The following is a 13,523-nucleotide window of genomic DNA, read 5'->3' on the forward strand; positions in this document are numbered from 1 at the left end:
CCTGTCAACCGGGTCTTTTCAAAAAACCCTCGAAGAAACAAGCACTTCTGCCACTCATCACCGCCTGCAACGTTGCCCGTCGCCGGCAGCGGATGCGTACTTTACGGATTCTCCGGGGGTGACGCAAGCCCTCTGTGAAGAAAATCTTCCGGCGGCGCGGCCCGCGTTATCCACATCCGCTCGTCAGCGACCCGTTGTGGATAATCGCGCGACCGGCCAGAGACGCGAACGCCCGCCAGGGGCGGGCGTTCATGGGCCGCGGCAAGGTAGCCGGATCAGGGCGTCTTGCGCAACTTGCGCAATACCGCCAGCACCGGCCCGGAGGCCACGTAGGTGCCGAACAGCAGCAGCAGCATGACCGAGGGCTCGATGGAGATGACCACGAAGCCGAGCACGATGGCCAGCAGCATGACGAAGGGGACCGGACCCTTGAGGTCGACGTCCTTGAAACTGTAGTAGCGGATGTTGCTGACCATCAGGATACCGGCGGCCCCCACGACGAACAGCATCAGCAGCTTGAAGCCGAATGCATCGGCATCGAAGCTGTGAAAGGTCCAGACACTGGCGGCGACCACCGCCGCCGCCGAGGGACTCGGCAGACCGATGAACCACTTCTTGTCGACGCTGCCGAGCTGCACGTTGAAGCGTGCCAGGCGCAGGGCGGCGCAGGCCACATAGAGAAAGGCCACTACCCAGCCGGTCTTGCCGACATCCTGAAGGATCCAAGTGAAGGCCACGAGCCCCGGCGCCACGCCAAAGGACAGCATGTCAGAGAGGCTGTCGTACTCGGCGCCGAAGGCGCTCTGGGTGTTGGTCAGGCGTGCCACGCGGCCATCCAGGCCATCCAGCACCATGGCGATGAAGATGGCGATCGAGGCGGCGGTGAAGTCACCATTGATGGCGGCGACCACGGCGAAGAACCCGGAGAACAACGCCGAGGTCGTGAACAGGTTGGGCAGCAGGTAGATGCCCTTGCGACGCACCTTCTTGCCGTCTTCCAGGGCCTCTTCGACCACCTCCGATTCGCGGACGAACGTCGCGGCCAGGTCATCATCGCTTGCCTCGTGCGTCTCGTTCTCGCTGTTGCGGGGGTCCTGGCTCATCGGTCACATCCGTTGCGGCTTGGGGTTGCTCCCATTCTACACACTCGGGCGGCGATGACTCACCGGCCATCGCAATGGCCGAACGCAACGAGGGCGCGGCAAGCCGCGCCCTCGTCGATACTACTGGCGTAGATCGATCAGTTCTTGGACTTGTCGACCAGCTGGTTGGCGGCGATCCACGGCATCATGGCGCGGAGCTTCTCGCCAACCTGCTCGATGGGGTGCTCGGCATTGAGCCGGCGGCGCGCGGTCATCGACGGGTAGTTGCTGTTACCCTCGTTGATGAACATCTTGGCGTACTCGCCCGTCTGGATACGCTTCAGGGCATTGCGCATGGCCTCGCGAGACTGGTCGTTGATGACCTCACCGCCGGTCACGTACTCGCCATACTCCGCGTTGTTGGAGATGGAGTAGTTCATGTTGGCGATGCCGCCCTCGTACATCAGGTCGACGATCAGCTTGAGCTCATGCAGGCACTCGAAGTAGGCCATCTCGGGCTCATAACCGGCCTCGGTGAGGGTCTCGAAGCCGGCCTTGACCAGCTCGACCGCGCCGCCGCAGAGCACCGCCTGCTCGCCGAACAGATCGGTCTCGGTCTCATCCTTGAAAGTGGTCTCGATGATGCCGCTGCGACCACCGCCGATGGCGGCGGCGTAGGACAGGGCCAGTTCCTTGGCGCCACCGGAAGCATCCTGGTGGATGGCGATCAGGTCCGGGATACCGCCGCCACGCACGAACTCGGAGCGCACGGTGTGACCCGGCGCCTTGGGGGCGATCATGATCACGTCCAGGTCGGCGCGCGGCTCGACCTGGTTGTAATGGATGTTGAAGCCGTGGGCGAACGCCAGGGTGGCTCCCTGCTTCAGGTTCGGCGCGATCTGCTGCTCGTAGATGGCCTTCTGGTTCTCGTCCGGCGCCAGCACCATCAGCACGTCGGCCGCCTTGGCGGCATCTTCCACGGAGGCCACCTTGAGGCCGGCGGCCTCGGCCTTGGCCGCGGAGGAGGACCCCGGACGCAGCGCGACGGTGACGTCGACGCCGGACTCCTTCAGGTTGTTGGCATGGGCGTGGCCCTGGGAGCCGTAGCCCACGATGGCCACCTGCTTGCCCTGGATGAGGGAGAGATCGCAGTCCTTGTCGTAGTAAACGCGCATGAGGGTGCTCCTGTAGAGATAATGGAATGATCGGTGTCAGCGTCGATGGCCACCCGCGCCGTCTATCGCGGCGCTGGGCGTCTTGCTTCGGGTATCTCACCCGCGATGTCTCGACTCTACGCCAGGCCCAGCATTGCGTAAAACGCTATATTTGCAATACCACATCCCAGATTGTGAAATAATCAACCCATGGACATGCGCCCCCTCCAGCACTTCCTGACCCTGGCCGACACCCTGCATTTCGGCCGCGCCAGCGAGGCCTGCCACGTCAGCCCGTCGACCCTCTCCCGCTCGATCCGCCAGCTCGAGGAGAGCCTGGGCGTTAGGCTCTTCGAGCGCGACAACCGCCATGTGGTGCTGACCCGCCATGGGCAGACCTTTCACGCCTATGCCCGGGACACCCTGGAGCAGTGGGAGCAGATGCGTCAGTCGCTGATGAGCGAGGCACTCACCCTCAGCGGCGAAATCAGCATCTACTGCTCGGTGACCGCCAGCTACAGCTTCCTCTATGACCTGCTCAGCGAGTTCCGCACCCGCTACCCGGGCATCGAGCTCAAGCTGCACACCGGCGACCCGGCCCAGTCGATGCCCCGGGTGCTGGGCGGCGACGAGGACATGGCGATCACCTCCCGTCCCCGCCAGCTTCCCGAGGCCCTGGCCTTCAAGTCGCTGACCCGCTCGCCGCTGGTGTTTATCGCCCCCCGGGACGGCGCCCCCTGGGTGCCACCCGACCCACAGAGCCCCAGTGCCGCACAGTGGCAAGACGTGCCCATGGTGCTCTCTGAATCGGGGTTGTCCCGCGAGGTCAGCGACACCTGGTTCAAGGCTCTCGGGGTGACGCCACGGATCTATGCTCAGGTTGCCGGGCACGAGGCCATCGTCAGCATGGTGGGGCTGGGGTTCGGGGTCGGCGTGGTGCCGCGCATCGTGCTGGACGCGAGCCCGCTGGTGGAGCGCGTGCGCATCCTGCCGGTCAAACCCGAACTGCCCCACTACGATGTGGGCCTGTGCGTGCTCAACCGTCGCCTGAAGAGCCCGCTGATCAACGCCCTGTGGGACGAGGTCGAGGAGCGCGGCTGACCGGCCACGAAAAAGCCGCCCCGAAGGGCGGCTTGCACGTCGACCGGCCAGGTGCCGGGTCAAAGGGATAGCACCTTGTCCCCCCGGGCAATCCCCGACACCCCGGTCCGCGCCACTTCCAGGATGCCCACCGGCGCCATGGCCTGGAGGAAGGCATCGAGCTTTTCGGCGTCGCCGGTGATCTGCACGGTGTAGAGGCTCGGCGTCACGTCGACGACCTGCGCGCGGAAGATGTCCACCGTGCGCTTGACCTCGTCGCGGGCGGCCCCGAGAGCCTTGACCTTCACCAGCATCAGTTCGCGCTCGATATGGCTGCCCTCGGTGAGGTCCACCAGCTTGACCACGTCGATCAGCTTGTTGAGGTGCTTGGTGATCTGCTCGATCACCCGGTCGTCCCCCACGGTGGTCACGGTCAGCCGCGACAGGGTCTCGTCCTCGGTGGGCGCCACGTTGAGCGTTTCGATGTTGAAGTTGCGCTGGGAAAACAGCCCCACCACGCGTGACAGAGCGCCCGGTTCGTTTTCCATCAGAATCGAGATGATATGGCGCATCAGGTCCGCTCCGTCTTGGAAAGCAGCATGTCACGCATGGAGCCCAGGGGCACCTGCATCGGATAGACGTGCTCGTGGGGATCCACGGCCACATCGAGGAACACCAGCTCGTCCTTGTCGGCAAAGGTACGTTCCAGTGCCGGCTCGAGCTCCTCCATCGTCTGCACCTTCAGGGCGGTGAAGCCATACGACTCGATGAGTTTCTGGAAGTCGGGCAGCGACTCCATGTAGGAGTGGGCATGCCGGGACTTGTAGTTGAGGTCTTGCCACTGGCGCACCATGCCCAGCGAGGCGTTGTTCAGGTTGACGATCTTCACGCCGCCGCCGAACTGCTTACAGGTCGACAGCTCCTGCATCATCATCTGGAAGCTGCCCTCGCCGGTCACGCAGACCACCTGCTCGTCCGGGAAGTTCTGCTTGATGCCCATGGCCGCCGGGAAGCCGAAGCCCATGGTGCCGAGGCCGCCGGAGGTGATGAAGCGATTGGGCTTGTCGAACTTGTAGTACTGGGCCGCGAACATCTGGTGCTGACCCACGTCGGTGGTCACGTAGGCCTCGCCGCGGGTCTGGCGGCAGATCGCCTCGATGACCTCCTGGGGCTTGATCGTCTCGCCGGGCCTGGACGGCTCGTAGAGCTTGCCACGGCGCTCCTCGCGCCAGCCCTCGATGGTCTGCCACCATTCCTCGAGCGCGTCGGGATTGGCAATCTCCTTGCCCTGCAGCAGGCTGATCATCTCGTTGATCACGCTCTGGGCGGGACCGACGATGGGCACATCGGCACGTACGGTCTTGGAGACGGAGCTCGGGTCGATGTCGACGTGGATGATCTTGGCCGTGGGGCAGAACTTGGAGGTGTTGTTGGTCACCCGGTCGTCGAAGCGCGCCCCGATGGCGATGATCAGGTCGGCGTGGTGCATCGCCATGTTCGACTCGTAGGAGCCGTGCATGCCGAGCCAGCCGAGGCACTGCTGGTCGCTCTGCGGATAGGCGCCGATGCCCATCAGCGTGGTGGTGATCGGATAGCCCAGGCGCTTCACCATGTCGGTCAGCCCCTCGCAGGCCCGTCCCGTCACCACGCCCCCGCCGGTATAGAACACCGGGCGCCGGGCCTTGAGCATCAGCTCCACGGCCTTCTTGATCTGGCCGGTATGGCCGCGGGCGACCGGGTTGTAGGAGCGCAGCTTGACCTTCTTCGGATAGACGTACTCGTAGCGCTCGGTCGGTGTGGTCATGTCCTTGGGAATGTCCACCACCACCGGGCCCGGACGCCCGGTCGAGGCCAGGTAGTAGGCCTTCTTGAGGACTTCCGGAATCTCGGTCGGGTGCTTGATCGAGAAGCTGTGCTTCACGATGGGGCGGGTCACGCCGATGATGTCGGTTTCCTGGAAGGCGTCGTCGCCGATCAGATGGCTCATCACCTGGCCGCACAGCACCACCATGGGAATCGAGTCCATGTAGGCGGTGGCGATGCCGGTGACGGCATTGGTGGCGCCGGGGCCGGAGGTCACCAGCACCGTGCCGGGCTTGCCGGAGGCCCGGGCGTAGCCGTCGGCGGCATGGGTGGCGGCCTGTTCGTGGCGCACCAGGATGTGCTTGACCTTGTCCTGACGGAACAGGGCGTCATAGATGTGCAGCGCCGCGCCGCCTGGATAGCCATAGATGTATTCGACGCCCTCGTCCTGAAGGAAGCGGGCGATCATGTCCGCGCCGGAAAGCAATTCCACAGATGTTTCTCCCCTGGAGGTCTCGAGTGCGATCCGCATCCCCTCTCGGGATGCGGGGTCGAGTGCGGCGGTATGCCGCTGCCGGAACATGCCGGCACCTGATGCCAAACCCTGGCGTATTTGGGCCCTGGTGGGGCCAGCACTCTCATCACGGCGGATCACCGCGTCGGGGCGTTGGCCAGGTCGGGCGGTTGGCCCGGACCCGGAAGTCCTTCGGCGGGTAGAGGCCCATGGCCTACCCTTCGCGCGGGAATGGGGGATTGCCCGCTAGCGTCCGCGCCCGTAAGTCAGGAACCGACAAGATTCCAATAGCCCCCGAAGAGTGTCAACCACCACCCCCGCCGCAACGGCGAATTCCCGGGGGACATGGCCGTTCCGCCCCGCCGATCACGACTAAAGTCTATCACCCGCGGCGCGCGGCCTGGTCGCGAGGCGGCTTGACCGGCCTGCCCCCGGGCCACCTGTCGCGGATTCGGGGACACACCCGAGCCTCACCGGCCAACACGAAAAGACCCGCCGGGCATGCACCCGGCGGGCCGAGGGCCATCACGGCCCGTTCCACGATCGCCCGCGCCAGGCGCCAGCCGGCGGGGCGAGTGACGTCAGCAGCGGAAGACCAGCTGGTCGTCCTCGACCTCGACGCGGATGACGTCGCCGGGTGAGAAGCGGCCGGCCAACAGGTCCTGAGCCAGCGGGTTCTCGAGCCGGCTCTGGATCGCCCGCTTGAGCGGCCGGGCGCCGAATACCGGATCGAAGCCCACCACCGCCAGCTGGGCCATGGCCTCGCTGGAGACCTCGAGTCCCAGGTCGTGCTCGGCCAGGCGCGCGCGCAGGCGATCGAGCTGGATATCGGCGATGGCCTGGATCTGTTCCTGGCCCAAGGCGTGGAACACCACCACCTCGTCGATGCGGTTGATCAGCTCGGGGCGGAAGTGGCTGCCCACCACCTCCATCACCATGTCCTTCATCTGCTGATAGTCGCTGTCGTCGCCGCCCATGCGCTGGATGATGTCCGAGCCCATGTTGGAGGTCATCACGATGACGGTGTTGCGGAAGTCCACCGTGCGGCCCTGGCCGTCGGTGAGGCGACCGTCCTCCAGCACCTGCAGCAGGATGTTGAAGACATCGTGATGGGCCTTCTCCACCTCGTCGAGCAGCAGCACCGAGTAGGGCTTGCGGCGCACGGCCTCGGTCAGGTAGCCGCCCTCCTCATAGCCGACGTAGCCGGGGGGCGCGCCGATCAAGCGGGCCACCGAGTGCTTCTCCATGAACTCGGACATGTCGATGCGCACCATGGCCTCTTCGGTGTCGAAGAGGAAGTTGGCCAGCGACTTGCAGAGCTCGGTCTTGCCCACCCCGGTCGGGCCGAGGAACAGGAAGGAGCCGTTGGGCCGGTGGGGGTCGGCGAGCCCGGCACGGGAGCGACGCACGGCGTTCGACACGGCGGTGACCGCCTCGTCCTGGCCGATCACCCGCTCGTGCAGGGCCTCCTCCATGCGCAGCAGCTTGTCGCGCTCGCCCTCGAGCATCTTGGCCACCGGAATGCCGGTCCAGCGCGATACCACCTCGGCAATCTCCTCCTCGGTGACATTGGAGCGCAGCAGCTTGTGCGTTGAAGTATCGGCCTCGGCCTCGCTGCTCTCGGCGATCTTCTTCTCGAGCTCCGGGATCACCCCGTACTGCAGCTCGGACATCCGCCCCAGGTCGCCCTGCCGGCGCGCCTGCTCGAGGTCGATGCGTGCCTTGTCGAGCTCGTCCTTGAACTGGGCCGCCCCCTGGATGCTGGCCTTCTCGGCCTTCCAGATCTCGTCGAGGTCGGCGTACTCGCGCTCCAGCTCGCCGATCTGCTCCTCGAGGCTCTCCAGGCGCTTGCGGGAGGCCTCGTCGGTCTCCTTCTTGAGGTGCTCGCGCTCCATCTTCAGCTGGATCAGCCGGCGGTCGAGGCGATCCATCTCCTCCGGCTTGGAGTCCAGCTCCATGCGGATCCGCGAGCAGGCCTCGTCGATCAGGTCGATGGCCTTGTCGGGCAACTGGCGGTCGGTGATGTAGCGGGTCGACAGCTTGGCGGCGGCGATGATCGCCCCGTCGGTAATATCGACGCCGTGGTGCACCTCGTAGCGCTCCTTGAGGCCACGCAGGATGGCCACGGTGTCTTCCTCGCTGGGCTCGTCGACCAGCACCTTCTGGAAGCGGCGCTCGAGGGCCGCGTCCTTCTCGATGTACTTGCGGTACTCGTCCAGGGTGGTGGCACCGACGCAATGCAGCTCGCCACGGGCCAGGGCCGGCTTGAGCATGTTGCCGGCGTCCATGGCGCCCTCGGCCTTGCCGGCGCCGACCATGGTATGCAGCTCGTCGATGAACAGGATGACCTGGCCCTCTTCCTGGGCCAGCTCCTTAAGTACCGCCTTGAGGCGCTCCTCGAACTCGCCACGGAACTTGGCCCCGGCGAGCAGCGCGCCCATGTCCAGCGACAGCACGCGCTTGTCCTTGAGGCCCTCCGGCACCTCGCCGTCGACGATGCGCTGGGCCAGGCCCTCGACGATGGCGGTCTTGCCCACGCCGGGCTCACCGATCAGCACCGGGTTGTTCTTGGTGCGCCGCTGCAGCACCTGGATGGTGCGGCGGATCTCATCGTCCCGGCCGATCACCGGGTCGAGCTTGCCGCTGGTGGCCCGCTCGGTGAGGTCCAGGGTGTACTTGTCCAGAGCCTCGCGCTGCTCCTCGGCGTTGGGGTCATCGACCTTCTCGCCACCGCGCACGCTGTTGATGGCGGTCTCCAGGGACTGGCGCGTCAGGCCGGCCTGGCCGAGCAACTTGCTCACCGCATGACGCATCTCCAGCGCGGCGAGCAACACCAGCTCGCTGGCGATGAACTGGTCGCCACGCTTCTGGGCCTCGCGGTCGGTGAGGTTGAACAGCTTCACGAGGTCACGGGAGGGCTGCACCTCGCCGTCGAAATCGGCCACCTTGGGCAGCTCGTCCAGGTGGCCCACCAGGGCGTCACGCAGCCTGGCCGCGTCGCCGCCCGCCTTCTGCACCAGCGCCTTGACGCCGGTATCGGTGGCATCCAGCAACGCCAGCAGCAGGTGGCCCGGCTCGAGCTGGTTATGTCCGTGCCCCACCGCCAGGGACTGGGCATCGGCCACGGCGTTCTGCAGCTTGGCGGTGAACTTGTCGAATCGCATTCGCTTTCCTCCATCGGGGTAGCGGCGCGTTCGGACGCACCGCCTGACCCGGTTTCATTCGTCTTGAGATCTTCAATGGAGTCAGCGTGGCCGGCTTTCAAGGTGCCGGCCAGCGCAAGCAAGGGCGGGGTTGACTTGGATCAAGGGGCGAGGGGGCGAGGAGGCGAGGGGCCAGGACAGGACAGGATAACCTCCGGCCGGTTTCTCGGCTCCACCGCGGCATCGACTGTGGGGTTGCTCGAACCTCGCCTCTCGAACCTCGCGACTGACGGTTAGCTCAGCGCAACCAGATCATGCTGGCCATGCGGCCGGTCACGCCATCGTCCCGGCGGTGGGAGTAGAAGCGCGGCTCGCAGGCGGTGCAGAAATGGCCGCCGCTGATGTGGGCCAGACCCAGTCGCTCGAGACGCAGGCGCGCCAGCTTGTAGAGATCGGCCATGTAGTGGCCGAGCCGGTAGGGGCTGGGATCGAAGGCCTCCAGGGCCTCCGGGTGCACCGCGACGAAGGCCTGGCGTACCTCTGGCCCCACCTCGAACTGGGCGTTGGAGATGGCCGGTCCGAGCCAGGCCATCTGGGCCTCGGCCGGCACTCCCATGGCCGCCACCGTGGCCTCGAGCACCCCACCGGCGAGGCCGCGCCAGCCGGCATGGGCCACCCCGACGCGCTGGCCGGCCCGGTCGCAGAAGAACACCGGCAGGCAGTCGGCGGTCAGCACCACGCAGGCATGGCCGCGGTCCAGGGCCACCGAGGCGTCGGCCTCGGGCACCTCTCCCGAATAGTCCTGCTGGACCCGGGCCCCATGCACCTGGTCGAGCCACAGCAACGGGCGATTGTCGCCCACCTCCTTGTGCAGCTGGCGCCGGCACAGCGCCACATGGGCCGGGTTATCCCCCACGTGCAGGGCGGGATTGAAGGCGGCGAAGTCGCCCTGGCTGGGGCCGGTCTCGCGCGTGGTGACGAAGGCCCCCACCGAGGGCGGGGCCGGCCAGTCGGGGTGGATCAGCGTCGGGCGCAGATCGAGGGCATCGCTCATCGCATCGTCTCGCAATCGTCGCGCAGGAAGTCGAGCAGCATCAGCAGGTCGTCGGGCAGGGCCGCACGGAACGTCAGGGTCTCGCCGCTGCCGGGATGCACGAAGGCCAGCTTGCGGGCGTGAAGCGCCTGGCGGGGAAACTCGCGCAGCACCTCCTTGAGCGTCTCCCCCGCCCCGGCGGGCAGCTTCAGGCGACCGCCATACACCGGGTCGCCGATCAGCGGATAACGCAGGTGCGCCAGGTGCACGCGGATCTGGTGAGTCCGCCCGGTCTCAAGGCGACAACGCACATGCGTATGGGCACGGAAGCGCTCCACCACCCGGTAGTGGGTCATCGCCGGCTTGCCGGAGGCGTTCACCGCCTGGCGCTTGCGATCCCGGGGATGGCGGCCGATGGGCGCATCGACGGTGCCGCCGGCGGTCATCACCCCGACCACCACGGCGTCGTACTCCCGGGACACGGTGCGCGCCTGCAACTGCTCCACCAGGGCGGTCTGCGCGGGCAGCGTCTTGGCCACCACCATCAGGCCGCTGGTGTCCTTGTCCAGGCGGTGGACGATGCCGGCCCGGGGGATCGCCGCCAGGTCGGGACAGTGGTGCAGCAGGCCATTGAGCAGCGTGCCGTCCGGGTTGCCGGCGGCCGGGTGCACCACCAGGCCGGGCGGCTTGTTGACCACCAGCACCTGGTCATCCTCGAACACCACATCAAGGGGCATGTCCTCGGGCTCGAAGCGGGCGTCGTCCTCGATCTCGGCGGCCAGCGCCAGCGCCTCGCCCCCGTAGACCTTGTCCTTGGGCTTGGCGGGGCTGCCGTCAACGGTCAGGGCACCGTCCTTGATCCATCCCTTGAGACGCTCCCGGGAGAAGTCGGCGAAGAGTTCGGCGGCGGCCTGGTCGAGGCGCAGGCCAGCCATGCGCTCGGGAACGCGATGCTGGGCTTCGAGGGTCTGGGACATGGGCTCGTCGATGGGTCCGTCTGGAGGGTGGCGACGCCCGCAGCACTCGGTCGTCACGGCCAGCGCGATGACTGCGTTTTACCGCAAGGTGCTTTATAGTGGGCGATTCCTGGCCGATTCTAGCACGGCCGCCCAGGGTTGTTTGACACGAGGATCACGATGCGCGTTATCACGACCGGTACTCGCCTGGCCGCCATGCTGCTGGCGACTACCCTGCTGGCCGGCTGTGCCAGCACCGGCGACGAGGAGGCCCCCGACCTGCAGGAGCGCGAGCTCTACGAGGAAGGCCGCGCCGCGCTGGAAAGCGGCCGCTATACCACCGCCATCAACCGGCTCGAGGCCATCGACACCCGCTTCCCCTTCGGCGATACCGCGGAGCAGGCCCAGCTGGAACTGATCTACGCCTACTACGAGACCGATGACTGGGAGAGTGCCCGGGCCGCGGCCAGCCGCTTCATCCGCCTGCATCCGGACCACCCCCAGGTCGACTATGCCTACTACATGCGCGGCCTGGCGGCCTGGCAAGCCGGCCGCTTCAGTCTCGAGGCCCTGCGCCTGATCGATATCTCCAAGCGCGACCTGGGCGCGAGCCGCGACGCCTATTCCGACTTCCGCGAGCTGATCCAGCGCTTCCCCGACAGCCAGTATGCCGCGGATGCCCGCCAGCGCATCGTCTACCTGCGCAACCTGCTGGCCCGCCACGAACTGCAGGTCGCCGACTTCTACCTGCGCAAGGGGGCCTACCTGGCCGCCGTCGAGCGGGGTCGCTGGGTCGTCGAGAACTATCCCCACGCCGACGGCACCCGGGACGCCCTGGCGGTGATGGTCGAGGGCTATATGGGCCTGAAGATGACCGACCGCGCCCGGGAGACCCTGAAGGTCCTGATCGAGAACGCGCCGGACCACGAGCGACTCAACGGCCGCAGCTTCGATCCCCGCTACGTGGACGCGCCGGCCCTCTCGGCCTGACCCGCGCCAAGCGCCAGGCCCTTCGATCACGCCAACCGAAGCGCCCCATCAGCGATGCTGATGGGGCGCTTTCTTGTAGCGTCAAGCTCAGGGCGTGGGGCTTTGCTATTCCCCGGGCTGCCAGCCGTTGACGATGGGGTAGCGGCGGTCGCGGCCGAAGCCTCGCCGGGTGACCCGCACACCCACCGGCGCCTGGCGCCGCTTGTATTCGCAGCGGTCGACCAGCCGCACCACCTGGTAGACGTCGTCCCGCTCGAAGCCCGCGGCGATGATCGCCTCGGCGCTCATGTCGCCTTCGATATAGCGCACCAGGATCGCATCCAGGGTGTCGTAGTCGGGCAGCGAGTCGCTGTCCTGCTGGTCCGGGGCGAGCTCAGCGGAGGGCGGCCGTTCGATGACTCGCTCGGGGATTGCCGGCGACTGGGTGTTGCGCCAGCGGGCCAGGCGATAGACCCAGGTCTTGTAGACGTCCTTGATGGCGTTGTAGCCGCCCACCATGTCGCCATAGAGCGTGGCATAGCCCACCGCCATCTCGCTCTTGTTGCCGGTGGTCAGCACCATCAGGCCCTTCTTGTTGGAAATCGCCATCAGCAGCACCCCGCGGCAGCGCGACTGCAGGTTCTCCTCGGTGGTATCGCGCTCGGTGCCGGCAAAGCTGTCGGCCAGGGTCTCCATGAAGGCCTCGACCATCGTCTCGATGGGCAGCACCTCGTAGGCGACCCCCAGCATCCTGGCCTGCTCGGCGGCATCCTGCTTGGAGATGTCGGCGGTGTAGTGATACGGCATCATCACCGCATGGACACGCTGCGGCCCCAGGGCGTCCACGGCGATGGCCAGCGACAGGGCCGAATCGATGCCCCCGGACAGCCCCAGCACCACGCCCTCGAAGCCGCTCTTGTTGACGTAGTCGCGAAGCCCGGTCACCAGCGCGCAATAGAGGTTCTCCTCCGGCGCCACCTCGGGGTCGGTCTCCCCGGCCTGGGGAATCCAGCGGCCCTTTTCGCGGATGAACTGGACCGGCATCAGGCCCACTGCCCAGTGCGGTGCCTGCACCCGCAGCTCCCCCTGGGCGTCGACACAGGCCGAGCCGCCGTCGAAGACCAGCTCGTCCTGGCCACCGATCTGGTTGACGTAGACGATGGGCAGCGCGACCTCCGACGCTCGCTGCTCGAGCAGCGCCAGGCGCTCGGCCGGCTTGTCCTGGTGATAGGGCGAGGCATTGAGGGTGACGAGGATCTCGGCACCGGCCTCCCGCGCCTGGCGCACCGGGGCCTCGGCCCAGATGTCCTCGCAGATCAGGATGCCCAGCTTGGCCCCCTTGTGCTCGACCACCAGCGGCTCGCTGCCGACCGCGAAGTAGCGCTGCTCGTCGAAGACCTCGTAGTTGGGCAGGGCCTGCTTGGCGTACTCGTCGAGCCACTCGCCGTTGTAGAGCACCCCGGCCAGGTTCCAGTTGCGCCCCTCGCGACGCCCCGGGTAGCCGACGATCACCATGACGTCGCGCACCATCTTCTCGGCCATATGGGCCCGGGCATGTCGCAGGCGGGTCTCCATGGAGGGGCGCAGCAGCAGGTCCTCCGGCGGATAGCCGGTGAGGAAGAGCTCCGGCAGCACCACGATGTCGGCACCATGCTCGATGCGCGCCTCGCGTACCGTCTCGATGGCTCGGTCGGTGTTGCCGGGAATATCCCCGACCAGCGGGTCCAGCTGAGCCATCACCAGCGTCAGGTCTTGCATGGGCGTAGAAATCTCTCGAGAATCCGTTGAT

10 protein-coding genes are annotated in these 13,523 nt (G+C 66.7%); 2 read left to right on the forward strand and 8 right to left on the reverse strand.

Features of this window, described 5'->3' with window-relative positions; translation table 11 throughout:
• Window positions 1-275: 275 nt before the first annotated feature.
• Window positions 276-1,103: a CDP-diacylglycerol--serine O-phosphatidyltransferase gene (pssA, locus tag EKG36_RS13680; protein WP_126485038.1), complete on the reverse strand. Its 828-nt coding sequence runs from the start codon at window positions 1,101-1,103 to the stop codon at window positions 276-278.
• A 137-nt stretch (window positions 1,104-1,240) separates the two neighbouring features.
• Window positions 1,241-2,257: a ketol-acid reductoisomerase gene (gene ilvC, locus EKG36_RS13685; RefSeq protein WP_126485040.1), complete on the reverse strand. Its 1,017-nt coding sequence runs from the start codon at window positions 2,255-2,257 to the stop codon at window positions 1,241-1,243.
• A 189-nt stretch (window positions 2,258-2,446) separates the two neighbouring features.
• On the opposite strand from ilvC, the gene ilvY reads away from it, so the two are divergent.
• A complete protein-coding gene (ilvY, locus tag EKG36_RS13690) occupies window positions 2,447-3,337 on the forward strand; it encodes an HTH-type transcriptional activator IlvY (RefSeq protein WP_126485042.1) in 891 nt (296 codons plus the stop codon).
• Window positions 3,338-3,396: 59 nt separating this feature from the next.
• Here the strand turns inward: ilvY and ilvN are convergent, their stop codons facing one another.
• From ilvN to rluD, 5 genes are all read right to left on the reverse strand, one after another.
• The gene (gene ilvN, locus EKG36_RS13695; protein ID WP_126485044.1) at window positions 3,397-3,888 is read right to left on the reverse strand and encodes an acetolactate synthase small subunit; all 492 of its coding nucleotides are present in this window, start codon (window positions 3,886-3,888) and stop codon (window positions 3,397-3,399) included.
• Window positions 3,888-5,612: an acetolactate synthase 3 large subunit gene (locus tag EKG36_RS13700; RefSeq protein WP_126485046.1), complete on the reverse strand. Its 1,725-nt coding sequence runs from the start codon at window positions 5,610-5,612 to the stop codon at window positions 3,888-3,890. The genes ilvN and EKG36_RS13700 overlap by 1 nt, the downstream gene beginning before the upstream one ends.
• Before the next feature lie 602 nt (window positions 5,613-6,214).
• Window positions 6,215-8,797: an ATP-dependent chaperone ClpB gene (gene clpB / locus EKG36_RS13705; RefSeq protein ID WP_126485048.1), complete on the reverse strand. Its 2,583-nt coding sequence runs from the start codon at window positions 8,795-8,797 to the stop codon at window positions 6,215-6,217.
• Between the two features lie 277 nt (window positions 8,798-9,074).
• Window positions 9,075-9,830: a peptidoglycan editing factor PgeF gene (gene pgeF, locus EKG36_RS13710; RefSeq protein WP_126485050.1), complete on the reverse strand. Its 756-nt coding sequence runs from the start codon at window positions 9,828-9,830 to the stop codon at window positions 9,075-9,077.
• Window positions 9,827-10,786 carry a 23S rRNA pseudouridine(1911/1915/1917) synthase RluD gene (gene rluD, locus EKG36_RS13715; RefSeq protein ID WP_126485052.1) on the reverse strand — a complete coding sequence of 320 codons (960 nt, stop codon included), beginning with the start codon at window positions 10,784-10,786 and terminating at the stop codon, window positions 9,827-9,829. Before rluD ends, pgeF begins: the two co-directional genes overlap by 4 nt.
• A gap of 159 nt (window positions 10,787-10,945) precedes the next feature.
• Here rluD and EKG36_RS13720 point away from each other — a divergent pair, with 159 nt between their 5' ends.
• Window positions 10,946-11,755: an outer membrane protein assembly factor BamD gene (locus tag EKG36_RS13720; RefSeq protein WP_126485054.1), complete on the forward strand. Its 810-nt coding sequence runs from the start codon at window positions 10,946-10,948 to the stop codon at window positions 11,753-11,755.
• Window positions 11,756-11,860: 105 nt separating this feature from the next.
• Here the strand turns inward: EKG36_RS13720 and EKG36_RS13725 are convergent, their stop codons facing one another.
• Window positions 11,861-13,492 carry an NAD+ synthase gene (locus tag EKG36_RS13725; RefSeq protein ID WP_126485056.1) on the reverse strand — a complete coding sequence of 544 codons (1,632 nt, stop codon included), beginning with the start codon at window positions 13,490-13,492 and terminating at the stop codon, window positions 11,861-11,863.
• Window positions 13,493-13,523 lie beyond the last annotated feature (31 nt).

The sequence above is a fragment of the Halomonas nitroreducens genome (assembly GCF_003966155.1).
GTDB lineage: Bacteria > Pseudomonadota > Gammaproteobacteria > Pseudomonadales > Halomonadaceae > Halomonas > Halomonas nitroreducens.